The sequence below is a fragment of the Tepidibacter sp. Z1-5 genome (genome assembly GCF_037844525.1).
Taxonomy (GTDB): domain Bacteria; phylum Bacillota; class Clostridia; order Peptostreptococcales; family Peptostreptococcaceae; genus Tepidibacter_A.
On the sequence record NZ_JBBMMD010000004.1, the window covers coordinates 1 to 25,428 of the forward strand.

The window sequence follows — 25,428 nt, forward strand, 5'->3', positions numbered from 1 at the left end:
ATGGATAAAAAATCCCGAAATACTATTTCTTATACTCTCTATCTTAAAAAATTAAATATTGCAATATTCCTGTGACCTTTGCAACTCCTTAGCTTTATGGCTATGGGATGTACCCACGATTCGTGTAAAAACTGCAATAAGGAGTAAATATTTGTGAAATACAGTTTCGTAAATTACATTTTTAGAATTATAGAACTGATAATAATATAGAACTATTTATGTTATCTGTCTTAATAGGACTTATAATTAAAAATAGTTCATTATGTGTAAGTGATATATACCAAGGTTTGTGGTACTTACTTACAGATTTCAACTCTCTATTGCACTTTTTACATGAATCGTTGCCGTATGCCATTACCTTATGTTTTTTATTTGAGAAATTAAAAATTTGATTAGGAACAAACTAATTACAAAGAGCGTACTTTTTGATAGAGTTAAAAATATGTCTTCTTTAAAATCTAAAGTCGAAACCATATATATACTGAACATTATAAAAATACTAATAGATAAAAGAATATATACTTTAAAATATTTAGGGTAATAAATATTTGTCTTTTTAGGCATATATACAAATAAGAAAAGATTAAAAAAAATCATAAGATAATATATACTTATGATCTTTTGTTTTAAATCATTTACTGTAATAAAATCAATAATACCTTTTATTAAAAATACACATCCTATTATTAATAAAATAATTTTATGATTTAAAGTTGGTTCATTCATAAATTAATTCGCTCCTTTTTATGAAGCAATCTCTTTTTAATAAAATTAAAAAGAGATTGTCATACTATATATTACCCTTCATTTTTGATAGCAAAATATTGTTTTCTTGCTTTCATTATATTATCATAATAATCCCTTGATGCATTTATAAGACCATAAGATACGCTTACTCCTCCAGCTGCATAAATAGTTTTCATTGTACTTTCTGACCATTCTGGATTTTCAGTAGCGTATGCTACGATTAAAGCTCCAGCTGTGGCTCCTCCAATAATTCCTATACTATGTTCCGCTGTTTGTGCCTTATCTATATATCCTTCAAATTTTTCCGCTCTTTCTGATTTCTCACTACCATCTTTGTCTACTCTTATAGGATCACACCACTTCATAATATCCCAACTATAAGAAGGTATATCAATTATCCAATAGTATTTCTTTTTATTTGTTTTATAATATTTATAACTATGGAAGTGAACACTTTCGCTATCTATGAAAGTATCTGAGTTATAACTTCTTTTAGATCGACTTTTAGCTTCTGAATCTTTTGTATCTAGAGTATAACTTCTTCCATTTTCTTCAACTTCCATTTTCCCTGTTTCTTTATAGTAAGTAGCTATAATTCCATCATTAGATACTTTTCTAACTTCATCATTATCTTCAATTATTTTTATTTCTGAAGAGCATTCTATAGTGCTATTTTTAGATACATTTGAATTTATTTGTTCTGAGTCTGCAAAACTTATACCTACTGTTCCTAAAAGTAAACTTGCTGTAACAGCTAAAATAACAGCTTTATTTTTAACATTTGATTTCATTTTCATAAAAAATTCCTCCTAAGTTTATTAAAAATTGATTTATATAAATATTCAATTATAATGCAAATTATACAGCCATGGTACTACCATAACGACAATTAAGATTTTGAGTTTCAAATGGCCATTTAAAAACTTAATAAAATCCTTTACATAAATAAAGACAAATCAAACTGCAAAAAGTTTCAACTTTTTTCTATTTTTTTTGAAACTTTTTTTAGTTTAATTTGTCTTTATTTGTAGAAAGACAAATTAAGGAGGATTTTTATTATGAAAAAATTAGTTGCAATGATTTTATGTAGTGTTTGTTTTTTATCATTTAGTTTGGTAAGTTTTGGGGAAGAGATTAGCTCTGAAAGTAATGACATTGAATTAGGAAATACTCGAATTAATCGTTCTAAAAGATCGGCTGATTATATTTCTTCAACAGATTGCGAAATAGATTTTTATTATAGCAATGGAAAATTAGTTGTAAGTGGACATACAAAAGCATATGATAATGTAGATAATGTATCTATTGTAATTTATGTTCAAAAATATGATGAAAAATCAAGAACATGGAGAAATGTTTATACAATATCAGAAAACAAAAGAAATTCAGATTCTATAAGATGTTCAAAGTCTTATACTGTTTCTTCAGGAAAATATAGAGCTAAATCACATCATGAATTAAAAGAAGGTTCTTCAAGAGAAACCGAAAGAAATACTACAAAAACAATAAGAGTAAATTAAAAGGGCCTAAGGCCCTTTTAATTTACTCTTATTTTAATGATTTTATAATAGTTATAGCTTCCTCTTTTAATATAGTATAGTTTGTAGTTATACAAGATTTTACTCCAAAAGAAGACCACATGATTTTAAAATTTTTATTATTTATATTAATTAATGTATACTCTATATTCCCTATTTTAAAAGATTCTATAATAGAATCTTTAGCTACAGTCATTGATGAACTCGATTCATCACCCTCAAGTTTTTGAATAAGCTCAATTTTTCCTTTTTCATTAATATAATTCAATATAATTTTGTACTCATTGACAACAATAGCTTCTTCTAATTTATAAGGTAATTCTCTAAAATTAAAATCTATAAAATTACGAGCTTCTTCAATATTATTTATTTCAACAGATGAGTTATCAATTTCATCATACTCTTTTAATTCTTGTGAAGAAGATTGTTCCTCTATACTTATACTTCCTTCTGTTTTTTCACTTATATTCTTTTGCTTAAAGATTTTCCATGAATATGATTTAGTTGATGAAAAAGAGTTTACCATCATTAAAGAAATAGTTATTATAGCTGCTATTGAGGCTATTTTCTTATAGCTTTTCTTATTTTCTTTTTTGCTTTTTTCTAATCCTTGTAGCTTTCTCCATTCAAATTCAATTTCACTATTTGAAATCTGTACATCTTCTACATCTTCTTTTAAAATTTCTTTTATTAGATCGTCAATTCTATCTTCTTTATTCATTATAATCACCTTCCATATTAAGTAGATTATATAGTTTTTCTTTTGCTCTATTTACTCTAGATTTAACCGTATTTATATTTAAATCTAGTTTTTCAGAAATATCATTATATGATAATTCATTATAGTACCTCATAAAGATAACTTCTTTATATTTTACATCTAATTTGGAGATAGTATTTCTAACCTTTTGTCTTATATGATTTTTATGCATTTTGTCTATTACTTCATCTTCCATATTTTCAGATATTAAATTTAAATTTTCAGTATCATCTACTAAGGTTATTTTATTATTTCTAGTAACATAGTTTTTGGCTATATTGAGCCCTATCCTGCATATCCATGGCTTAAACTTATCTATTTCGTCTAGATTATCATACTTTTCAAAAGCCTTAATATAAGCTTCATTAGTCAGTTCCTTAGAAACTTCTTTATCCTTTGTAAAATAATAAATGGTTTTAAAAACATCTTTATAATAAGTTTTATACAAAATATGTTTTTGATCTTTACTTAAACTGCTGGATTTATTGCTACTTTTTAGTACTGCCAATTCGAGACCCCCTGTTTAGAACATTATTTTCTACAATATTCAATATTTAAAGACAATATTCTTAATTTACCATAATGTAGAAAAAATAAAAACCCTATAAAGTTTTGATTTATATAAAATCATACAGTTTATATAAAGTAAAGCTTTGTATAAATTAGACCCCTCTTTATATATATAAACAAATAAAACAGAAAAAAGTTTCATTTTATCTGCATCTCAATATCAAAATAACTAAAGATTCTTTCTCTTTCAAAGTATCTACTCCACTCAGGCTAATATAAGCCATACTCACATCTTCGCATAGCTCAAATTAGCCTAGTATATTTGGTTAAAGTGTACTAAAATAACCATGGCTAGTCTAAAGCCCCTCCTAATCATAGATTAGTCAGCTTAACACTAGCCAATATAGTCTTCATATTAAAATTTTGAGTTAATGTATATAATCATCATTAAAGGTACAGCTATCGCTAATATAGAGGCTGATAACGTAGGCAGAAATATATTAAGAATAATTAGACTGCGATAGCGGACAGTTAAATAGAAATGCTTTGAATACATAGAGACTTTGATGTTAGAGCTACACTAAGCAAGTCTTGGATTAATATTGCTTGAGGGACAAAGGAAATGTTAATTCAAGTCTTGCTGGGTTACTTGTTTAAAATAAAATAGGAATAGGGTGAGTTGGGTTTGCACTCTATTCCTTTCCTTTATGCGTGAGCTGTTGCCATTGCTTTTTATTAAAAAATGTAGGGATTTTATGTAAAAGTTTAACAAGCATTTTTTATGCAATTCTTATCTGATATTGTAGTATTATGCGAAGTTTTTTTGCATTTGAAAAATATTCCATGATATAATTAGATTTAAAATTCAAATACAATAATAGGAGAACTTTTTATGAAAAAAATTATATTTGGAATCATATTTCTTTTGTTTGTAGGAATATGTATAGACTTATATTATACCGATAGCGATTCACAAGAATTTGAAAAATATATCATGACACATATAAACAACAAAAATAAGTCAGTTATAGATTTAAAAGAAAATCTTCCATTTGAGTGGGAAAAATTCTATATTTTTGGACCATATCAATCTAAAAAAGAGATGTATAAAGAAGTAGGTTTTAAATGGTTTACCTTTGAAATTATGACAGAAGGATATTATAAAGTTGTATTCGTAAACAAATCTAAAGTAGTGTGTGATACTGATATTTCTACAGGAACTTTTAGCATGGAAACAAAATCAAATCCTGTATATAGCAATAATTCTAAATTCAAACTACAATGGACTGATGATAAATATGTTGTTTTAAAACAAATTTTAAATTAAATAAAAACATAGTTGGTAATATATGTAGACTAGATACTAAATCGATAAAACTGAGTTTAACAAAATTGTTATTCTGTGCGGTTAGAAGTCACCTAAATTTAAAGTAGGTGGCTTTTTTTATTGTTAAATATGGGAAATCAAAGAACGGTTTTGAATTGTTTTTTTGTTTTGTAAGTTTAAATAGACTATACCCTAATGAAACAAACTAAAAAGATATTAATAATGTTTCAATAGAGTTGTTTTTCGATTAAACAAACAGATGTTGAATAAAGTCTTTGACTCTATTCAAACAGAAGATGTAGTTGATAATAAGATTACTAACACTTAATTTAACATAGATAATCTAAATCAATTTAAAAAAATAAAAAAAATAGTAAAAAGTGTTGACATATGTAGAAAAAGCTAGTATTATATATACTTGTCAGCAGGAAACACATGACCTATTAGCTCAGTCGGTATAAGTAGAGAACCGAAATTTTTAATTTCGTGTGAATCACTTAGTGGTACATTAACTACTAAAACTAGACTAGGCAATAAAGCAAATTAACAATAATATGACCTATTAGCTCAGTCGGTAGAGCACCTGACTTTTAATCAGGGTGTCCCGCGTTCGAGTCGCGGATGGGTCACCAAAGCATGGCCCCTTGGTCAAGCGGTCAAGACACCGCCCTTTCACGGCGGTAACAGGGGTTCGATTCCCCTAGGGGTCACCATTAATAATTGGGCTCATAGCTCAGCTGGGAGAGCACCTGCCTTACAAGCAGGGGGTCACAGGTTCGAGCCCTGTTGAGCCCACCAATTATTTGGCCTGGTAGTTCAGTTGGTTAGAATGCCAGCCTGTCACGCTGGAGGTCGAGGGTTCGAGTCCCTTCCAGGTCGCCAAATAATTTAAAGAATAAGCTCATAGATATTAGATATCTTTGAGTTTTTATTATATAAAAAACTATATGCTAGTGTGGCTCAACGGTAGAGCAGCTGACTTGTAATCAGCAGGTTGTAGGTTGGATTCCTATCACTAGCTCCAATAAAAAAACTAAGGATTTTTGTTCCTTAGTTTTTTTTGCATACAAGTAAATTATATAATTTTCGACCTATCTCAAATCTTCACCTATAAATCTTAAAAATCTATAATGAGAAGCTATTCTAGACCATATTCGCTCAGTATAGTTATTAGCCATTTGAACGGGAGATAAATTTGTAGATATTATAGTTTTCTTTCCATCTATCAATCTTGAATTAATTATATTAAATAGTTCGCTTATAGTAAATGAGTTAGTCATTTCTGAACCCAAGTCGTCTATAATCAAAAGGTCAGATTCAAATAAAAGCTTATAATTTTGTTTATCTGTTGAAGTATAATTTTTTTCAAACTTATAATTTTTAAAAATTTCAACTATGTTATATGAAGTTTCATAAAGAACGGTATATCCCTTATCTAGAATTTTTTTAGCTATGCAACTACACATAAATGTTTTACCTACTCCAGTTTGTCCATGAAATAGCAAGTTTTCTCCATTATCTTTGCTAAAATTTAGAGTAAAGCTTTCACACAAAGAATATATATTCAACATATTTTCTTTTTGAGATATTTCGTCAGAATTAATTTTTATATCAGAGTATATATTCATATCGAATGTATCAAAATTTTGCTTTTCTATAAGCTTAGAAAAATTAGATATTTTATAAGCATCTTTAATTAATTCTTGTTTTAAACATTCACATTTACTTCCGTCTGGTCTAAATCCTTTATCCTTACAGTGATTACACTTATATTGCATTTGAAGATAGTCTGATGGAATATTATATTGAGTTAGAAGATCTTGTTTTTGTTTTTTTAAATTATCCATTTCAATTCTAGTTTTTTCAACTATTTTTTCTTGATCATCTTGATTCATCAACAAAGATTTACTTAAAGATAGACCTATTTGAAATATCTTATCGTCTATATCTTTCATTTTAGGTATCTTGTTATATACCTTATTTTTTCTCATCTCTAAATCTAATTTAGCTTTATCGCGGTTGTTCTCGTATTTTACAAATATCTCTCTTAATTTATCATTATTCACATAATCACCTACTTAAATCTCTTTTTTTGTTTTTCCATAAGAATTCGCTCTAATTCTTCTGGTGTATAGTTAGATGTTCTTTGATCAAAATTATGGAACTTAGTTTTTGTAGAGGAATACGATTTGGGTTCGTATTTCTTAGATTTAGCTTCTTCTTGAGTTTGCTCAACAGTTCTAAATCCTTTTCTATTCCAATCATTTAAAATAGCATCTATATAGTTTATAGATGGATTAGAAGTGTTTTTAGATTTAGAGCAAGCATGTAACACTAAATCCATAGGAAGATTCATATCGTTTATCCACTTATCCATAGTTCGTATTTCTTCTTTAGAAGGTGGTTTCTTAAATCCTAATGCTTCGAATATAATTTTGTATATTTCTAATCTTTCTGAGCGCTTTGAATCATGCTCTTTTATATCTTGATAAGACCTAAACCCTTTGTCATTCCAATTTTTGAGGATAGCATCTATATAAGATATAGTGGGATTGGAAGTATTCTTTGACTTAGAACAAGCGAAAGCGATTAAATCATTAGAAAATTTGAACTCATCAAGCCATTTATCCATAATTCTTCTTTCTTCCATTGTAGGTTCTCTATAAAAACCTAACTCTTTGAAAACTTTTTTGTATAAACCAAATCTCTCTGTGTTTTTTGCAAAGTGCTGCTCTAAATCTTCAATTGTATATATTTTATTATCATACCAATTTCGGATTATTCCTTCTACGTATTTTATACTTTTTATACCTCTTTTTTGCTTAGAATAAGCATAAGCACTTTTTATCATATCTGGCCCCATATTATATCTGTCCATTATATCTAATATCTGAATTTTTTCATTTGGAACTAAAGGTCTGCTTATAATTTCATTTATATAATTAAAAAGCTTAGTTATATTAGGATTCTGAGTTACAGATATAAGCTCATTAGGAGTTGTTTTCTCTTTTTTAGGATCACTAGTTTTAATAATATTTTCTATATATAATTTCTTTAAATTTAAAAACTCAACGGAATAATCCCACTGCTTGTCTTCTTCTTTAAAGTGTTTTTTTATTATTTTCTTGTCTTCCCAAAAATCCCAAGCTGATAAAACATCTGACAGAGGTATATTTAAATTCTTAGCCAAGGTCTGATTTGATACTTCTGCTTTTGATGCATCAAAGGCATATTTATAAGCTAATAAATAAACTTTTACGTATGTACCATTAGCCATTGGCATAAATATATCTATAAATATATTATCAATAGGAGTCTCTCCTAAGTCTATTTCATTAATTTCTTTAAAAAACATAAAAATCACCTCGGTCTAATTATATCACAATAAAGCGAAACTTAATTCAGACGCAATTTTCTTTCGACTGAAATTTTAGCTGCGTAAGTGCCCTATGGGTAAGCTAATCGAGAAGCTGTTAAGTTCTTAGCTCTAATATTAAGGGGAGAGAGCTTTAGAACTAGTTATAGAATCTCAAATTTTCATATTACAAAGGGGGTAGTATTCTTGTTAATCATTTTAAACAAAAAAAAGTTTTTGAAGTTATTTATTGTATTATTTTTATTATTTTCTGTTATAACATGCTTTGAAAAAATAGATCTTCAAGCATTCAAAGGAGAAAAAAAAGATGATTTAAATTCGTACACTATAAAAGCATCTTTTGATGACAAGCTAAAAAATCTAAGTTGTAATCAAAATATAGTATATGTAAATAATACTCAAAATAATTTAAATGAATTATATTTTCATATATATCCTAATGCATTCTCTAAAGAGGAATATGCACCGTTTGCTAAAAATGAATTAAAAGATGCATATCCAAATGGATTCAGTGAAGGTCATATAAATATTAAAAGTATTTTAAATGATAAAAATAAATTAAATTATTCTATATCAGGTAAAAAAGAAGATATATTAATGGTTAAATTAAATAAGGAATTAAAGCCTTCTGAAAAAATCGATGTATATATAGAATATGATGTAAAACTACCTAATTCAATAGGTAGATTTGGTTATGGAGATAACACTATAAATATCACAAATTGGTATCCAATAGCATGTGTATACGATGAAAGAGGATGGAATAAAAAAGGATATGAAAAAATAGGAGATCCTTTTTACAGTAATGTAAGTGATTTTAATGTTAGTATAGATATTCCAAATAAGTATAAAATAGCATCAACAGGAATAATAAAAAGCAATAAAAAAACAAACAATAGAAATACATTTAAAGTAGATGCTAAAAATGTAAGAGATTTTGCATTTATATTAAGTGATAAGTTCTCTATATTATCGACTAATATAAAAGATACAAACATATATAGTTATTTCTTTGATGAAAAATATGGAAAAGAAGCTTTGGATGTAGCTAAGGATTCATTGGTAGTATTCAATGATTTATTTGGAAAATATCCATATAAAACTTATTCAGTTGTCGAGTCTGATTTTTTTATAGGTGGAATGGAGTATCCTAATCTTGTTATGATTGATAAAGGTCTTTATGATCAAAATTCCAAATTTTATTTAGAGTATGTAGTTGCTCATGAAACAGCACATCAATGGTGGTATTCATTAGTTGGTAATGATGAAATAAGTGAACCTTGGCTGGATGAGGCTTTGACAGAATATTCAACAATACTGTATTTTGAACAGAAATATGGAAAGGAAGTAAAAGATAGACTTATAAAGAATATGAAAGTTAGAACTATAACTAAACAGAGCAAAAATATATTCAAAAGTACGACAGAATTTGATGATTCTATAGATTACAGCTTATGTGTATACAGCAAAGGTGCTCTTATGATAGATGATATAAGAAAAAAGGTCGGAGATGATGTATTTTTTGAGACATTGAGGAAATACTATAATGACAATATGTATAAAAATGTTACAACTAATCAATTTATGAATATATGGGAAAAAGAGGGTGTTAATACTGAAAAAATAATGGGTGGAAATAATTAACTTGAAATATGAATGGTTTGTTTGATATAATGTATGGGTAACTGTCTTGAAAGGAGCCTACTTATGAATAAGTTAAACAATATACTTAAGAAAAAATACTTACTTCATTACATAGCTTTATCTATAACTATAATAACTTGTAGTATGATATATTTTTCTACTTTATCATATGAAGTAAGCATAGATGGTAAAAACGTAGGTATAGTTGAAAGCAAGAAAGAAGTGTATGAATTAATAGAAAAGAAAAAATCGTATATAAAAAAGGAATTTGAAAAAGACGTTAAAATAGATCAAGAAATAGTATTTACTAAGTGTAGAGTAGGAAAAGATAAGATAACATCAACGGAGCAATTTAATGAAAATTTAAATGATGTTATAGATCTTACAATACAAGCATGTGCTATTAACATACAAGGTAAAGATATAGTTTTTGTAAAAGACAAGAAGTCAGCAGAAAAAGTTTTAAACAGAATTAAGGATGAAAATAAAGAAGGAATAAAAGATATAAAAGAAATAAATTTTATAGAAAAAATAGATTTTATAGAAAAAGATATAAAAATATCTAAGTTGAAAAATGAAGAATCAGCTTATAAGTATTTATTAACAGGTACAGATGAAATGCAAAAATATACAGTAAAAGATGGAGATAATCTATGGAATATATCCAGAAAATACAATCTTAGTATGGATAATATTCAAAAAGCTAATCCTCAAATAGATATCGAAAAGTTACATATAGATCAAGAAATAAATATAACTGTACCTAAGTCGTATTTAAATGTAAGAGTAACTAGTGTAGCTGCGTATGATGAAAAAATACCTTACAATATAGTTTATGAAGAGACTGCATCTCTTTATAAAGGAGATAAAAAAGTAAAGACTGAAGGTAAAGAAGGATCTAAAAAAATAACTGCAGAGGTTACTAGGATAAATGGACAAGTAAACTCGACTAATGTATTAGAAGAAGAAATAGTTGAAGATGCTCAAGATAAAATAGTATTAAAAGGTACAAAGAAAAAGCCTACTTATATAGCATCTGGAGCTTTTTCAAACCCAACAAGGGGAACATTGTCTTCAAAGTACGGAAGAAGATGGGGAAAAAATCATACCGGTATAGATATAGCAGCACCTAAAGGAACACCTATTAAGGCTTCTGATGGAGGAACTGTAGTTTTTGCTGGAACTCAAAATGGTTATGGAAAGCTTATAATAATAAATCATAATAATGGATATAAGACTTATTATGGACATTGTAGCTCGTTGGTAGCTACTAAAGGACAAAAGGTTGCTAAAGGCGATGTTGTAGCTAAGGTAGGAAGTACAGGAAGATCTACTGGAAATCACTTACATTTTGAAGTTAGAAAGAATAATGTACCATTAAATCCAACTGGATATGTTAAGTATTAAAGCTGTTGAATTTCAACAGCTTTTTTTAATATCTAAAAATAGTAAAATATATATAGATAGGAGTTGAAGAGAAAAAGTGAAAGATAAACTATCAATTGGTGAATTTGCTAAGTTAAGAAATATTACCACTGAAACATTAAGACACTATGATAGAATAGGCTTGATTAAACCTGTTAAAGTAGATTCTAAAACGGGATATAGATATTATTCTATTTTACAGTATGAAGAATTGGGAACTATTAAAGAACTTCGTCAACTAGGGATGAGCACTGATGAAATTAAGAAGTACTTTAATAATAGGAATCTAGAACAGTCTGTTAATATATTAAAAAATAAGCATTATGAACTTAAGAATAGAATAGAAGAATTACAACAATTAGAAGAAAGTATTAATGAAAAAATAGAACACTTAGAAGATATTTCAAACGTATTAGATTTTGAAAGTATAGTTATTAAACAAATTAAAGAAAGAGAAATAATTACTTTTGACAAGTACATAAAAAATGAAATTGATTTAAGTTATGCATGCCTTGAATTAGAGAATTCACTAAAAGAAGTAGCTCCTATACTTGCAAGTAATCGAATTGGAACGATTATAAAAGAAAAAGATATAGAGCTTAATAAGTATACAGAGTCAGTAGCTTTATTTTTATTTATAAAAGATAAGGCGAATATTGATGAAAATTATATAAAAAAAATTCCTAAGGGGAATTATGCTTGCATGTATTACAAAGGAAGTATTTGGGATATAGAAGTTAATTTAAAAAAATTAATCGAATATATTAATAAAGAGGGATATAAAGTATGTGGCGATGCTCTTCAAATTATTCAAATAGATATTAGTGTTACAGATAAAAGAGAAGAACTATTATTCGAAATACAAATCCCTGTAAAGTAAAACTCAATACATATGAATATAACTTTTAACTTTCCGATAAAAAGATATTGACCTTTGTGTGGCACAAAGGTTTATAATGAATTTCATTAGAGCAAAATATATGTGTATATATTTTGTTATGTTTTTTTGGAGGTAGAGATAATGAATGAAAATATATTAGGAACAGAGAAAATATCTAAATTATTTATTAAATTTTCAATTCCAGCGATAATTTCTATGGTAATAGCAGGAGCACAAACTATAATAGATGGAATATTTTTAGGAAATTTTGTTGGTCAAAATGCACTGGCTAGTGTAAATATAGTTCAACCATTTATGCAAGTTATAATAGGTTTTAGTATGATAATAAGTGTTGGTTCTCTAAGTTTTATAGGAAGAAGCTTGGGAGAAGGTAAAAAAGAAGAATCACAAAATATATTCCAAACCGCATTTATAGTTCTTACAGTAATAGCTATAACTATATTATTAGTTGGAAGGTTATTTAGCCAAGAAATTGCGGTATTATTAGGTGCAAATGAAGTATTACTAGAAGGGGTATCAATGTATGCGAGAACTATAGCTATATTTGCTCCAATAATGTCTTTAATGTTCTTATTTGGATTTATTAATAGAGTAGTAGGAAAACCAGAGTTATATTTAAAAGGTATGATTTTGAGTGTAATTGTTAATATAAGTTTAGATTTTATACTTATAAAGCAATTAAGTTTAGGAATAATGGGAGCAGCATTTGCTACAGGAATAGCATATGTAGCATCGTTCTTTATAGTAGCACATCCTATGTTAAATAAAAATAATATAGTGAATGTATTTAGTGGTAAATTTGATAAATCAGTTATAATACCTATGGCATACAATGGATCATCAGAAGGAGTAATATCAATTGCAACGGCTACAACTGCATATTTATTTAATATGACATTTATGAGAATAGCTGGGGAAGCTGGTGTTGCAGCATTTACAACAATAAACTATATATCTCAGTTTGGAACACTTATAATGTTTGGTATATCGGATGGAATAGGACCTATACTCAGCTATAATTACGGGAATAGAAAGAATGATAGATTAGATGATACATTGAAGTTAGCATCAAAGGTAAATTTAGTTGTTGGAGTAGTTTTATTTCTTATATTGTTTGTATTTGGAGAACAATTAGTATCGTTATTTGCAAGTGGAAATGAAACAATTTTAAACTTAGCAGTAAGTGGGTCAAGAGTATATGCATTTGCATTTTTATTGAATGGATTTAATATAATTAATTCGGGATACTTTACAGCAATAGGAAATGCTAGAGCCTCTATTATAATAGCAGCCAGTAGGGGGATGATATTTATAATTATAGGTATAAATATACTTCCTATGATTATAGGAAGGAGTGGAGTATGGCTCACAGTTCCATTTGCTGAATTTATGACATTTATTATAGGTATATATTTAGTAAAAAAGAATAATAATTTATGTATGAAATTAGTTTAATATTAAAGGAAAAAACCTTAAGAGAAAATTTTTCTTTTAAGGTTTTTTAGCATTTACAAATAGGGAAATTATATACTTTTTAATTCTCACAATATATAATTTAGTTATCCGAAAAATAATACTACAACATAGGGGGAATCATTTGTGAAAATATTAGTCACAGGAGGAGCTGGATTTATAGGTTCGAATTTAGTTGATAAACTAATAGGTTTAGATTATGATGTTGTTGTTATAGATGATTTGTCAACAGGCAGAGCTGAAAATTTAAATACGAAAGCTAAGTTATATAAAATGGATATATGTGATAAATATATTTTAGAAGTATTCAAAAATGAAAAATTTGATATTGTATATCATATGGCAGCTCAAATAGATATTCAAAAATCCATCAAAGATCCTATACATGATGCAATGGTAAATATAATAGGAACTATAAATATTCTAGAGGCTTGCAGAAAAAGCAATGTGAAAAAAATAATCTATTCTTCTACTGCAGCTGCTTATGGAAATCCTGATTATTTAGGAATAGATGAAGAACATTATAAAGAACCTATTTCATTTTATGGTTCATCTAAATTAAGCTCTGAATATTATATACATGTTTATTATAGATTATATGATTTAGATTATACAATTTTAAGATATTCTAACGTATATGGCATTAGGCAGGATAAAAATGGAGAAGGTGGAGTTGTATCTATATTTTTGGATAAGATTATGAATTATAAAGACGTAACAATATTTGGTGATGGAAGTGCAACAAGGGATTATATATATGTAGAGGATGTAGTTGATGCAAATATAAACTCTATAGAGTATGGAAATAGAGAAGTTTTTAATATAGGAACGGGAAAATATACATCAGTTATAGAACTGTTTGGTATTATGAAAAACATAGCTAATAAAGATATAGATATAGTATTTGAAGATGAAAGGCTTGAGGATATAAAAGATTCTTATTTTGAAATTAATAAGTCATTGAGTATGCTTAACTGGAAACCAAAATTTTGTTTAGAATATGGTTTAAAGAAGACTATAGAATATTATAAAAGTAAATATATTTAAAAAAGTTATAAACCTTAAAGTAATTATAGAAGTTTTAAATACAATGGAATAATAACGTTTATTAACTTGTCGGCTGTCTATGAATTATAGTAATATAGATTTATATAAAAGGAAACTTAATTAAATCTAAGGAGCAAATAATATGAATATGTTTTATTATGATTCCATATGTGATGGCAGTAGTATAATAAATGAAGATGTTGCTAATATAAATAAATATGGAGCTTGGATATTAGATGGAGCTACAGGTCTTAATGGTAAAAATCTAATAGATAAAGACAGTGATGCAAAATGGTATGTAAAACAGTGGGATGAATATGTTAATAAAAATTTTCATAGAACAGATATTGATTTAAAAAGAATTGTAAAAGAAGGAATTAATGTAGTAAAAGATAAGTATTACAAAAGAGTTAAAGATAAGTGTGTTAAATCTTTAGATTTACCGTCAAGTTCTATAGTTTTGACAAGATGGATTGAAGATACTTTAGAGTACTTTATATTAGGGGATTGTACTTTAATAATAGAAAATAATAATAAGTTGAATGTTATAAAAGATTATTCTGTAACTAGATTAGATAATAAGGTTTTTGAGGCAATGGATGAGATAATGAGAAAAGAAGGCAAGACATTATCTGAAGCTAAAAAAGAAGTAAGCAATTTAATTGTTAGAAATAGATTATTGAAAAATACAAATGATGGGTACTGGATATTAGGATTTGATGCAGAGGCTGTTGATAGAGGTCTTTATGGAAAGATACCATTTAGCAGTGATACAAAATTATTAATGGCTAGTGATGGTTTTTCTGCTATAACAGATAGATATAACTATATAGATATGAAAAATTTAATTCATGAGGCACAAAACAAAGGTCTAGATAATCTTTGTAGAAAGTTACGACAAATTGAAGAAGAGGATTCTAGTGGAGATAAGTATCCTAGATTTAAAAAGAATGATGATGCGTCTGCAATATATATTGAATTAATGAACAGGGTAAATTAAGAGATAAGGCAGTGGTAAACGATATTTAATTACGTATACCATTGCTTTTTTATTGTTCGATTGATAAAATTAATGAAAATGTTATTATATAGAATAGGAGACAATTAAAGGTGAAGATACTTCATATTACAGCTCAAAAACCATTCAAAACTGGAAGTGGTATATACGTTAGAAAAGTTATAGAACAATTTGATAAAAAGGGTTTTAAACAAGCTATTATTGCAGGTATTTCAAATGAAGAAAAGATAGATATAACCACTGATTTATCTTTAGAAAAATACGCTGTGTATTTTAATGTAAAAGAAATGCCTTTTCCTGTTATAGGTATGAGTGATGTAATGCCTTATGAAAGTACTAGATATAGGGATCTTGATGAAAATATGATAGATTGTTTTACACAAGCCTTCAGCAGACAAGTAATGGAAGCAGTTAAGATGTTCAATCCAGATATAATAATATGTCATCATCTGTATCTTTTAACGGCTCTTACTCGTTCATTGATAAAAGATAAAAAGATATTTGGAGTATGCCATGGCACTGATCTAAGACAACTTAAATCCATAAATCTAAAGCAAGATTTCATAAAAGATAATATAAGAAAACTAGATGCTATCTTAGCTCTTCACAATGACCAAAAGAAAGATATAAAAGAGTATTTTGATATAGAAGAAAGTAATATTCACGTTGTAGGTAGTGGATATGATGATTCGATTTTTTATTGTAGAGATTTATTTGATAAAAAAGAATATATAAAAGTCATATATGCAGGAAAAATCTCATATTCTAAGGGTTTGATACCTTTAATTAAAGCTTTCTCATCTTTAGATATACCAAAGGATAAAATTAAATTAAGTTTAGCGGGTATGGGTAATGGAAGAGAATATGAGGAAATATTAAATACAGCTAAAGAATCACCGTATAAAATTGAATTCCTTGGTAATTTAAGACAAGAGGATTTAGCAGAGAAATTTAGAAAATCAGATATATTTATACTTCCTTCTTTTTATGAAGGTTTACCACTTGTACTAATAGAAGCTTTAGCTTCAGGTTTACATGTTATTACGTCAGAAATACCAGGTGTAAGACAGTGGTTAGGAGAAAAAATAAATAATTCTGGTAAAATAAGATATGTGCCTTTACCTAGACTAACAAAAGTAGATATTCCTGTAGAAGAGGATTTGCCAAGATTTGAAAGTAATATAAAAAAGGAAATTCAGCAAGCTATAAAATATATTAATGAGAACACGTACAATGATAATCTAGATGTAAGATATCTTAGTTGGAGAGAATTAGCGAATAGAATTGAGAAAATTTTGTATGATTTTTAAATAAGATAATACATAAATATAAAAAACCTTAAGAAAATTAAAATGTACCCTATAAAGTAGACACTTAAAAAAGTCTACCATATAGGGTACATTTTATTAGGTTCAGGTTTTTTATCATTATTATTTATGTGATCTGAATAATAATTCTATCTAATATTAGCTTTATAGTTTGTTTTTTAGTTGATCTAAGGCTTGGATTACTTCTTTAGAACATACATCCATTTCTCTTAGAGCATTTTCTGCTTCATTAATATTGTTGTTGTTATATGCCTGGGTAGCTTTTTTAGCTAATTCATGAAGTCTAATATGAGGTTTCTCAAATTCAATAAAAACCTTATCATTTTTGAAATTTTTACTATCATTGCTGTAATACCATTTACCTAGACGACAATCCTTATGAGTTCCTATACTATTTATATCAATTGTATCGTAGCCTAGAATCATATTGTAGACACGCCATCTCCATATTAGATGGTCTGATATACATATATCCAATAGTTCTTTATCTTCCAAGCATAGTCCACTACTTATCATATTTAATCTTAAGCTATTTACTGATTTGCTTAAATCAAAAATAGCTTTTCCTGTTTTATCACATTCAGTTAAAAGTTTATCTGATTTTTCACTTAGAGAATTCATTTCTTCTGTAGTTTCTTCTGTAGCTGCAGTTTGTTCTTCAACATTGGAAGATATTTGAGTCATATCATTATTTACTTCTTGGATTATACCTACTATAGATTCCATTGAAATAAGTGCAGTATCAACCAAATTCTTGCCTGAATCTAGTTTTGATGCTGTTTCATCTGATTTCAATACTGATTCTTCGATATTTGTCTTAAGAACATTTATATTTTCATATATGTCTGAAATAGATTCTTTAGTATGCTCTGCTAATTTTCTTACTTCATCTGCAACTACTGCAAAACCCCTACCCTGTTCTCCTGCTCTAGCTGCCTCTATAGCTGCATTTAGTGCAAGTAGATTTGTCTGTTCGGCAATTCCTTTAACTATATCCACTACTTTATTTATTTTTTCAGCTTTATCCATTACAATTTTCATCTGCTCATTTATACTTTCTATTTCTTCAAAAGAACCTTGAACAAAAGATAAAGCTTTATTTATATTTTCACCACTCTCAAAGGCAACTTTCTCAGCATTATTTGTTTTATTAGCAACATTTTCAACAAAGCTGGCAACATCATCTATTGAAGCCGACATTTCTTCACTACTAGATGCTATACTATGGAAAGTTTCAGTTTGATATCTTACATTATTGATCATATCCTTTACAAAATCCATTTTAGTGATAAGTTCTAATGTTTCATTAACTTCCATAGTATTTTTCTTTTTATCACTACAAATTGAATCTATCATTGTATTCCATAAAGTAGCTAATTCTTTACATCCGATATCATCTTCATGAATATGTGATGCTCTTCCCTCAATCACATTACTTATTGCTTTTTTTAGATTGTCTTTACAAACTATATCCTCTTTCATATTATTTTCTGATGATTTACGTTTTAATAATTTGTCTCCAAACATTTTCTCAACTCCTTATTTGTAATATTTAATGTCATATTATGAAAAAATGCGAATATTAACTAGAATTACCTCATTACAGGTGTTTTGAATCTGATTATAAAGGCAAACTTAATTCAGATGGAGTTTTACTCCATCTGAATTTTGAGCGTAAGCAATCTAGAAGCTATAGAGCTCTAAGCTTTCGGATAATATTAGAGAATATTCTTTCTTTAATTATATGATATATAAAGATTCTATACAATCGGGTAAAATTTACCCCAAATTGGGGTATTATAAATAAATAAAAATTAATTTATATATTACTATTCTTTTTTTATAAGGTTTAATTAAGGTTTAGTTCATTTTTATTAAATGCAAACAAGGAAATTATATACTTTTAAATTTTGAAAATGTATAATCTAGTTATATAATAATTTTGTATAATATGGTTAAAATAAAGTATTACCTAAAACAAGAAATTGGAGGTAAATATATGAATAGTAAGATATTAATAATCGAGGATGAAAAACCTATATCTGATATATTAAAGTTTAATTTAAAGAAGGAAGGATATGAGATTGAGACGGCTTTTGATGGAGAGGAAGGAATAAATAAAACTTACAGTTTTAAACCGGATTTAATACTTCTTGATGTTATGATACCTGTATATGATGGATTTCAGGTTTGTAAAAAGGTAAGAGAAACTTTATCGACTCCTATAATAATGGTTACAGCTAAAGAAGAAGAAGTAGATAAGGTGTTAGGACTTGAACTTGGAGCAGATGATTATATAACAAAGCCATTTAGCGTAAGAGAACTTATGGCTAGAGTTAAGGCTAATCTTAGAAGAACTCAAATGCTAAACACAGATAATAAAAACGGAGATATAATAACTGATGGAAGTTTAAGTGTTGATTTAGTTAAATATGAGGTTAACAAGAATGATGATAATATAGATTTGACTATAAGAGAGTTTGAATTATTGAAATTTTTAATAACCCAAAAGAATCAAGTGTTTTCAAGAGAACAGTTACTTGAACAGGTATGGGGATATGAATATTATGGAGATATTAGGACTGTAGATGTTACTGTTAGAAGGTTAAGAGAAAAAATAGAAGATAACTCATCAAACCCTAATTATATAATAACTAAACGAGGAGTAGGTTATTACTTTAAGGGGGAATAGATTTTGTTTAAAAGTATAAGATACAAAATAATAGTCATATACTTCCTGTTGGTATTTATAGCTATGGCAATAGTCGGAGTGTTTATGATAAATCAATTTAAAAATTTGCATATAAATACAGCTACAAATACACTAAACAGAATAGTTGATAACATAATAAAGCCTCAAATAAGTAATATAGACTTTACAAAATATGATGATTTAAGATATGAGATTCAAAAGATACCAGTTCTTCCTGGAGAATATGAATTATTGATGATAGATTCTAATACGTATAAGGTTATTGCATCTACTAAAAGTGATAGTAGGTTAATAGGAAAAGATGCTCTTAATAATCTTAATAAAGAGGTAATATCAAATTCATTCGAGAATGGATATATGAAGGATGAAGAAAATGTGAAAAACATAGGATATATATATACTAATGAAAAGAATCAAAAGATAATAATATATGGGAAAGCATACCTTGCGAATATATATGAAGTTCTGGATGAATCTAAGAAAATATTTTTACAAGCTATAATAATGGCTTTAATAGTAACTGTAATACTGGGATTTTTAATATCAAAGACAATAACGAATCCTATAAAGGATGTAACGAGCAAAGCTTCTAAGATGGCAAAGGGAGATTTTGATCAAAAGGTAGATATAAAATCTGATGATGAGATAGGACAACTAGGAAAGATGTTCAACTATTTAACTGCTAGGCTTAAAAATACATTAGAGGAGATATCTAGTGAAAAGAGTAAACTTAATGCAATAATAAATCAAATGGGAGATGGATTGATAGCTGTTGACAATGAGGGATATATAATACATGTAAATCCGACATTTATAGAAATGCTAAGAATAAAAGAAATAGATGTTACAAAACCCGTATATGATGATATGGTTAGTAAATATAATAAAAATTTAACATTGAAGCATATAAAAAATAAAAATATATCTCAGGGAAGTGGGATAATAAAGCTTGAAAATAAAGATATATTAAGAGCTAATTTTGTATATCTTAAAAATGAGAAAGAAGAAGTAAAAGGACTTATATTAGTGCTTCAAGATATAACAGAACATGAAAAATTAGATACTATGAGAAAAGAGTTTGTAGCGAATGTATCTCATGAATTAAAGACACCTATAACAACTATAAAAAGTTATACAGAGACCTTGCTTGATGGTGCCGTTGAGGATAAGGAAATATGTAATTCATTCTTGAATGTGATAGACAAAGAATCAGACAGAATGGCAAGGCTTGTTAGTGATTTGCTTCAATTATCAAGAATGGATCATAAGAAAAATAACTTTAATTCGTCAAGATTTGATATAGATAATTTGATAAAGGATATAGTGAATAAATTAGATATTTCTTTTAAAGAAAAAAACCATATAATAAAAATCGGACTTTGTGATAAAAACATAATAATAAATGGAGATAAAGACAGAATAGAACAGGTTATTCAAAATATACTTACTAATGCTATAAAATACACACCTGATAATGGAGTAGTTAGTATAAATATAAAAGAAGAAGATGAACAAGCTATTATATCGATAAAAGACAATGGAATAGGTATTCCTAAAAAGGATGTGTCTAGAATTTTTGAAAGATTCTATAGAGTAGACAAAGCAAGGTCTAGAGACATGGGAGGTACTGGACTTGGACTTTCTATAGCGAAGCACATAATAGAACAACACGGTGGGGATATATCTGTGAAAAGTGAAGTTGGAAAAGGAACTGAATTCAAAATAAAATTACCTGTGGATAAATCTGTGGATATATAATAATTATTTAACTTATATGTAATAATTCTGTAATATTATTTGTGTATAATTTATATTAAAGGTTTAATATGGGGATAACATTAAAATTATACATATAAAGTGAAGCTTAATTCAGATGGAGTTTTTATTTTAACTGAATTTCTAGTTGAACTAATCCACAGGCTATAGAGTTTTTATTTGCAGACAGATAACTCTTAGCTTTCGGATAAATAGAATATCAAGGAGGCTTAGAAATGAAGAAGTTAGGAGCATCTTTAATTATTTGTGGAATGTTGGCTTCAAGCAATGTTGTGGCTTTTGCAGATACAAATAATTCAAAAGATGTACAAATACAAACAAATAATCAAGTAACACAAGCACCAATAGAAACACCACAAGCATCAAAAATAGAAACGCCAAAAACAGAAACAGTAAAATCAGAAATGCCCAAAATAGAAACACCAAAAAATCAACCAATAGTTAAAAATAATGAGAAAAAAGAACAAAAGTCTATTCAAATAATGAAACCTGTTTCTGATTATACAGTTACTACTAACAATAAAGTTGTTGTATCTGGAACAGGCGAAGAAGGCAGTATCGTTTATTTAGATGTTTATTTAAAAAATGATAAAGACGGTGTTTTTAAGAAAACGGATAATTCAAAGACACTTGAAATAGGAGCTATGGGATTCTTTTTAACAGAGGTAAACTTAACTCCTGGGGAGAATAAAATAGTCATAAAAAATAATAATAAAGAAAAAAATAGAATTGTAAGATATACAAAAATAGAGAATAAAAAAGAAATACAAAATAACATGGATAAAGTAACAGATAAAAGAATTCAGGATATTTTCAAAGATATAATTACCCCAAAAAAATAAATTTGGAGTGTTAAATTGTGAATAAAGAAAAATTCAAAACATATACGTTAGCAATATTGTTTTTTATGTCGGCCTTTCTTTTATTGTTGAATATAAGTTTGGTAGGATTTAAATTTGATCTTAAAAAGATATATGGAAGTCCAAATATAAAATACAATATTTATTCAGTTGTAAGACCATACAGAGTATTCGTATACTTTGGAGGAGGAAAAAGTAGTACTGAGATATTGGATATACAGGATGAATATTGGAATCAAATAAAAATCATGTTAAAGCAGGAATTGTCTAAACAAAAAAAGATAAGTGAGATAAGCTATGATAATTACTTAAGCAAAAAGAATATGAAGAGTATAGAAGCTAATTTTGCTAAAGGATTAGATGTTGAATTGATAAATAGGAGCATATTCTTAAATGAAAGTGCTATAAGTGATATTGGAAATATTCGTGAAATACTTATACCGTTGGTAGATGATAAGTCTATATATTTTTTGAATAATAAACAAAAAGTATATAAAGTAGATTTAGATAAGGTAAAGCATATAGATTTGGTAGATAAGCTTGAGAAAAAAGAATATACGGAATACTTCACTGTAGACAGCTTATTTACTATAGATAACAATACATTAATTCCTATTAAGTTAGATGGTATTTCTTATGATAATATTAGTTCGAAGAACATTATAGATGTCAAAGATGATAAGGTAGTACAAAAAATAGGAGAAAATATTTTAGGTAATAAGTATGACTTTACTAATAGGATCGTTGAGAAAAATGGCAATAATACATTCATATACGGATATGGAGAGAAGACCTTAAGAATATATAATAATGGATATATAGAATTTTTAAATGAAGATATAGAGAATAAAAATATAAGCTTGGATCAATCTTTAAATATAGCTTTAGCTTTTTTAGCTAATCAGAATATAAATATAGATAACTTATCTTTGTATAGTGTAAAACAAAACTCTATAAACAATATAAATTCATATGAATTTAATTTTTATTATAAAGTTAATAATCTCAAACTAAAGACTGATAATGTTTTTAATCCTATACAAATAAAAATAGCTGGAGAAGATGTTTATAGCTATGAGGGTTTTTTAAAAGAAGTAGATCAATCTGTGGATGGAAATAAAGATAAGAATATAATACCACCTGATCAAATACTTAACATGAATTTCTCTTTGTTGAAAAAGAACCTCAAATATCAAAGTGGTGAAGAGGTATGGAAAAATATAAACGGGATAGAGCTTATATATTTTTCTAAGGATAATCACTTTATTCCATCATGGGAAGTAACTATAGGCAATGAGGTATATGTATTTGATGCCTATAAAGGGGATGTTTTATAGAATGGATTGGTCAAAATCTAAAACCATACTAATTATTGCATTTATATTAACCAATATAGTTTTGGGATATAATCTTTATATAAATGTATTTAGATATGATAGTCAGGATATTTTTAGTGATAGTTCTATAAATAACTTGAATAAATTGTTAAGTACTAAAAATATATCAATAAATACTCAAATACCTAAAGAGATACCAAGTCTTAGTACCTTAAGTATAAAGTATGAGGACTTAAGTAAGTCTGACTTAGATGCTGTATTTAAAGGAAGTGGATTATATAAGATTCAGAATAAGCATATAATGTACAATGGAAAGTCCGATATAAATGATTTTGATATAAATGAATGTACATCGTTTACTAAGAAATTTTTGAAGAAATACAATTTTGATGATGATACTTATTTAAAGTCTACAATTAATAAACAAGATTGTATAGAAATTATATATACTGGAAAATATAAAGATTATTTTTTGGAAGATAGCTATATGAAGTTTGTATTTTATGATAATAAAGATTTTTTATTTGAAAGATTATGGATAGTTCCTATAGAGGAAAAGAAACAGAAAAAAAGAGTTATATCTAGTGTGGAAGCTATTATGTCTGCTTATAGTCAGATGCCAAAAGATTCTGTTATAAATGAAATAAGATTGGGATATTATTTTGAATCTAATAATATGGATATAGAACAAGGGGATATAGGCCCCGTTTGGAGATTAAAAGTTAATAATGAATATATATATATAAAAGCCTTTGATTTATAATTGAAGGCTTTTATATTTTCGTAAATAGCGAATTTAATGGTATAATATATTTTAAAATGATAAATTGGAGGTTGAAGATGAGTTTTAATTACGCTTCAGTAGCTAGTGGCAGTTGTGGTAACTGTCATTATTTAGAGTATAAAGATACTAAAATTTTAATAGATGCAGGGCTTAGTGGCAAGAAAATTGAAGAAAATTTAAGAAAATTAGACAAAAACCTTGAAAATATTTCAGGAATACTGATTACGCATGAACATACAGATCATATAAAAGGTGCGGGAATTTTATCGAGAAGATATAATATACCTATATACGCAAATAGAAATACTTGGAACTGTATGACAGATAAGCTTGGAAAATTGAAAGAAGATAATGTTAAATTTTTTGATAATGATATTCCTTTTATTATTGGGGATATTAATATAAAGGCTTTTCCTATTCATCATGATGCAGCTGATCCTGTGGGATATACTTTAGATAATGGAAGTACTACTAAAATAAGTGTAGCTACGGATTTAGGGCATGTATGTGATAATATAAAGAATAACTTATTTGATTCAAAGCTGGTAGTTCTTGAGTCTAATCATGATGTAGAGATGTTAAAGATGGGATCATACCCGTATTATCTTAAACAAAGGGTAATGTCTAATAAAGGACATTTGTCTAATGAAGATGCAGGTAAGTTTTGTGTAGAGCTCGTAAAAAGAGGGACTAAAAAGATATTACTTGCTCATTTAAGTAAAGAAAATAATTTTCCAGAACTAGCATTTGAAACAGTAAAAAGTGTTTTGAAAGAGAAAAACATATCAATAGGAAAGAACTTAGAACTTGAGGTCTTAAGAAGAGGAACAGTATCAAATTTATACGCTGTGTAAGGAGTGATTG

Annotated in this window: 21 protein-coding genes and 5 tRNA genes; 20 read left to right on the forward strand and 6 right to left on the reverse strand. The window is 27.3% G+C overall.

All coding sequences use genetic code 11. The annotated features are described in order from the left end of the window. Nucleotides 1-797: 797 nt before the first annotated feature. Nucleotides 798-1,544 (reverse strand): geobacillin-26 family protein, encoded by a 747-nt coding sequence (locus WJW32_RS00715; protein WP_340253513.1) that lies wholly within the window; start codon nucleotides 1,542-1,544, stop codon nucleotides 798-800. A 261-nt stretch (nucleotides 1,545-1,805) separates the two neighbouring features. On the opposite strand from WJW32_RS00715, the gene WJW32_RS00720 reads away from it, so the two are divergent. Continuing rightward, nucleotides 1,806-2,267: a DUF6147 family protein gene (locus WJW32_RS00720; protein ID WP_340253515.1), complete on the forward strand. Its 462-nt coding sequence runs from the start codon at nucleotides 1,806-1,808 to the stop codon at nucleotides 2,265-2,267. A 28-nt stretch (nucleotides 2,268-2,295) separates the two neighbouring features. Here the strand turns inward: WJW32_RS00720 and WJW32_RS00725 are convergent, their stop codons facing one another. Further along, nucleotides 2,296-3,006, reverse strand: a complete 711-nt coding sequence (locus WJW32_RS00725; RefSeq protein WP_340253517.1) for a hypothetical protein — start codon at nucleotides 3,004-3,006, stop codon at nucleotides 2,296-2,298. Then, nucleotides 2,999-3,553 carry an RNA polymerase sigma factor gene (locus tag WJW32_RS00730; RefSeq protein WP_340253519.1) on the reverse strand — a complete coding sequence of 185 codons (555 nt, stop codon included), beginning with the start codon at nucleotides 3,551-3,553 and terminating at the stop codon, nucleotides 2,999-3,001. Before WJW32_RS00730 ends, WJW32_RS00725 begins: the two co-directional genes overlap by 8 nt. Before the next feature lie 894 nt (nucleotides 3,554-4,447). Between WJW32_RS00730 and WJW32_RS00735 the strand changes: the two genes are divergently transcribed. From WJW32_RS00735 to WJW32_RS00760, 6 genes are all read left to right on the forward strand, one after another. Beyond that, the gene (locus WJW32_RS00735) at nucleotides 4,448-4,882 is read left to right on the forward strand and encodes a hypothetical protein (protein WP_340253522.1); all 435 of its coding nucleotides are present in this window, start codon (nucleotides 4,448-4,450) and stop codon (nucleotides 4,880-4,882) included. A 556-nt stretch (nucleotides 4,883-5,438) separates the two neighbouring features. Next, a tRNA-Lys gene (locus WJW32_RS00740) sits at nucleotides 5,439-5,514 on the forward strand. Between the two features lie 6 nt (nucleotides 5,515-5,520). Continuing rightward, nucleotides 5,521-5,595 (forward strand) — tRNA-Glu (locus tag WJW32_RS00745). 9 nt (nucleotides 5,596-5,604) lie between these two features. Continuing rightward, nucleotides 5,605-5,680 (forward strand) — tRNA-Val (locus tag WJW32_RS00750). Nucleotides 5,681-5,687: 7 nt separating this feature from the next. Beyond that, nucleotides 5,688-5,764 (forward strand) — tRNA-Asp (locus WJW32_RS00755). Between the two features lie 67 nt (nucleotides 5,765-5,831). Continuing rightward, nucleotides 5,832-5,906, forward strand: a tRNA-Thr gene (locus WJW32_RS00760). 67 nt (nucleotides 5,907-5,973) lie between these two features. Here WJW32_RS00760 and WJW32_RS00765 read toward each other — a convergent pair. Next, nucleotides 5,974-6,948: an ATP-binding protein gene (locus WJW32_RS00765; RefSeq protein WP_340253525.1), complete on the reverse strand. Its 975-nt coding sequence runs from the start codon at nucleotides 6,946-6,948 to the stop codon at nucleotides 5,974-5,976. Between the two features lie 8 nt (nucleotides 6,949-6,956). Next, the gene (locus WJW32_RS00770; RefSeq protein ID WP_340253528.1) at nucleotides 6,957-8,237 is read right to left on the reverse strand and encodes a DnaD domain protein; all 1,281 of its coding nucleotides are present in this window, start codon (nucleotides 8,235-8,237) and stop codon (nucleotides 6,957-6,959) included. 207 nt (nucleotides 8,238-8,444) lie between these two features. On the opposite strand from WJW32_RS00770, the gene WJW32_RS00775 reads away from it, so the two are divergent. The 7 genes from WJW32_RS00775 (at nucleotide 8,445) to WJW32_RS00805 (ending at nucleotide 17,076) form a co-directional block, all read left to right on the forward strand. Then, nucleotides 8,445-9,902, forward strand: a complete 1,458-nt coding sequence (locus WJW32_RS00775; protein WP_340253531.1) for a M1 family metallopeptidase — start codon at nucleotides 8,445-8,447, stop codon at nucleotides 9,900-9,902. A 63-nt stretch (nucleotides 9,903-9,965) separates the two neighbouring features. After that, nucleotides 9,966-11,309 carry a LysM peptidoglycan-binding domain-containing M23 family metallopeptidase gene (locus WJW32_RS00780; protein ID WP_340253533.1) on the forward strand — a complete coding sequence of 448 codons (1,344 nt, stop codon included), beginning with the start codon at nucleotides 9,966-9,968 and terminating at the stop codon, nucleotides 11,307-11,309. 76 nt (nucleotides 11,310-11,385) lie between these two features. After that, on the forward strand, nucleotides 11,386-12,207 hold the full coding sequence (locus tag WJW32_RS00785; protein ID WP_340253536.1) for a MerR family transcriptional regulator: 822 nt from the start codon (nucleotides 11,386-11,388) through the stop codon (nucleotides 12,205-12,207). 141 nt (nucleotides 12,208-12,348) lie between these two features. Next, on the forward strand, nucleotides 12,349-13,683 hold the full coding sequence (locus WJW32_RS00790) for an MATE family efflux transporter (protein ID WP_340253539.1): 1,335 nt from the start codon (nucleotides 12,349-12,351) through the stop codon (nucleotides 13,681-13,683). 144 nt (nucleotides 13,684-13,827) lie between these two features. Continuing rightward, a complete protein-coding gene (locus tag WJW32_RS00795) occupies nucleotides 13,828-14,748 on the forward strand; it encodes an NAD-dependent epimerase/dehydratase family protein (RefSeq protein WP_340253541.1) in 921 nt (306 codons plus the stop codon). Nucleotides 14,749-14,890: 142 nt separating this feature from the next. Then, nucleotides 14,891-15,748, forward strand: coding sequence for a hypothetical protein (locus tag WJW32_RS00800; RefSeq protein WP_340253544.1), 858 nt, complete (start codon nucleotides 14,891-14,893; stop codon nucleotides 15,746-15,748). Nucleotides 15,749-15,858: 110 nt separating this feature from the next. Continuing rightward, nucleotides 15,859-17,076 (forward strand): glycosyltransferase family 4 protein, encoded by a 1,218-nt coding sequence (locus WJW32_RS00805; RefSeq protein ID WP_340253547.1) that lies wholly within the window; start codon nucleotides 15,859-15,861, stop codon nucleotides 17,074-17,076. A gap of 162 nt (nucleotides 17,077-17,238) precedes the next feature. Here the strand turns inward: WJW32_RS00805 and WJW32_RS00810 are convergent, their stop codons facing one another. Beyond that, nucleotides 17,239-18,621 carry a methyl-accepting chemotaxis protein gene (locus WJW32_RS00810; RefSeq protein ID WP_340253550.1) on the reverse strand — a complete coding sequence of 461 codons (1,383 nt, stop codon included), beginning with the start codon at nucleotides 18,619-18,621 and terminating at the stop codon, nucleotides 17,239-17,241. 472 nt (nucleotides 18,622-19,093) lie between these two features. Here WJW32_RS00810 and WJW32_RS00815 point away from each other — a divergent pair, with 472 nt between their 5' ends. The 6 genes from WJW32_RS00815 to WJW32_RS00840 all read left to right on the forward strand — a co-directional run bounded on the left by WJW32_RS00815 (nucleotide 19,094) and on the right by WJW32_RS00840 (nucleotide 25,418). After that, on the forward strand, nucleotides 19,094-19,786 hold the full coding sequence (locus WJW32_RS00815; protein WP_340253553.1) for a winged helix-turn-helix domain-containing protein: 693 nt from the start codon (nucleotides 19,094-19,096) through the stop codon (nucleotides 19,784-19,786). A gap of 3 nt (nucleotides 19,787-19,789) precedes the next feature. Next, nucleotides 19,790-21,565: a two-component system histidine kinase PnpS gene (gene pnpS, locus WJW32_RS00820; protein ID WP_340253556.1), complete on the forward strand. Its 1,776-nt coding sequence runs from the start codon at nucleotides 19,790-19,792 to the stop codon at nucleotides 21,563-21,565. 233 nt (nucleotides 21,566-21,798) lie between these two features. Beyond that, on the forward strand, nucleotides 21,799-22,425 hold the full coding sequence (locus WJW32_RS00825) for a hypothetical protein (RefSeq protein ID WP_340253559.1): 627 nt from the start codon (nucleotides 21,799-21,801) through the stop codon (nucleotides 22,423-22,425). 17 nt (nucleotides 22,426-22,442) lie between these two features. Further along, a complete protein-coding gene (locus WJW32_RS00830; RefSeq protein WP_340253562.1) occupies nucleotides 22,443-23,780 on the forward strand; it encodes a hypothetical protein in 1,338 nt (445 codons plus the stop codon). 1 nt (nucleotide 23,781) lies between these two features. Further along, nucleotides 23,782-24,543 (forward strand): two-component system regulatory protein YycI, encoded by a 762-nt coding sequence (yycI, locus tag WJW32_RS00835; protein WP_340253565.1) that lies wholly within the window; start codon nucleotides 23,782-23,784, stop codon nucleotides 24,541-24,543. A 77-nt stretch (nucleotides 24,544-24,620) separates the two neighbouring features. Then, nucleotides 24,621-25,418, forward strand: a complete 798-nt coding sequence (locus tag WJW32_RS00840; RefSeq protein WP_340253568.1) for an MBL fold metallo-hydrolase — start codon at nucleotides 24,621-24,623, stop codon at nucleotides 25,416-25,418. Nucleotides 25,419-25,428 lie beyond the last annotated feature (10 nt).

What these genes read in the sequence shown, in the direction of transcription:
- WJW32_RS00715 (WP_340253513.1), bottom strand. Translation starts at nt 1,544, where the DNA reads ATGAAAATGAAATCAAATGTTAAAAATAAAGCTGTTATTTTAGCTGTT.
- WJW32_RS00720 (WP_340253515.1), top strand. Translation starts at nt 1,806, where the DNA reads ATGAAAAAATTAGTTGCAATGATTTTATGTAGTGTTTGTTTTTTATCA.
- WJW32_RS00725 (WP_340253517.1), bottom strand. Translation starts at nt 3,006, where the DNA reads ATGAATAAAGAAGATAGAATTGACGATCTAATAAAAGAAATTTTAAAA.
- WJW32_RS00735 (WP_340253522.1), top strand. Translation starts at nt 4,448, where the DNA reads ATGAAAAAAATTATATTTGGAATCATATTTCTTTTGTTTGTAGGAATA.
- WJW32_RS00770 (WP_340253528.1), bottom strand. Translation starts at nt 8,237, where the DNA reads ATGTTTTTTAAAGAAATTAATGAAATAGACTTAGGAGAGACTCCTATT.
- WJW32_RS00780 (WP_340253533.1), top strand. Translation starts at nt 9,966, where the DNA reads ATGAATAAGTTAAACAATATACTTAAGAAAAAATACTTACTTCATTAC.
- WJW32_RS00790 (WP_340253539.1), top strand. Translation starts at nt 12,349, where the DNA reads ATGAATGAAAATATATTAGGAACAGAGAAAATATCTAAATTATTTATT.
- WJW32_RS00800 (WP_340253544.1), top strand. Translation starts at nt 14,891, where the DNA reads ATGAATATGTTTTATTATGATTCCATATGTGATGGCAGTAGTATAATA.
- WJW32_RS00810 (WP_340253550.1), bottom strand. Translation starts at nt 18,621, where the DNA reads ATGTTTGGAGACAAATTATTAAAACGTAAATCATCAGAAAATAATATG.
- WJW32_RS00815 (WP_340253553.1), top strand. Translation starts at nt 19,094, where the DNA reads ATGAATAGTAAGATATTAATAATCGAGGATGAAAAACCTATATCTGAT.
- WJW32_RS00825 (WP_340253559.1), top strand. Translation starts at nt 21,799, where the DNA reads ATGAAGAAGTTAGGAGCATCTTTAATTATTTGTGGAATGTTGGCTTCA.
- yycI (WP_340253565.1), top strand. Translation starts at nt 23,782, where the DNA reads ATGGATTGGTCAAAATCTAAAACCATACTAATTATTGCATTTATATTA.
- WJW32_RS00840 (WP_340253568.1), top strand. Translation starts at nt 24,621, where the DNA reads ATGAGTTTTAATTACGCTTCAGTAGCTAGTGGCAGTTGTGGTAACTGT.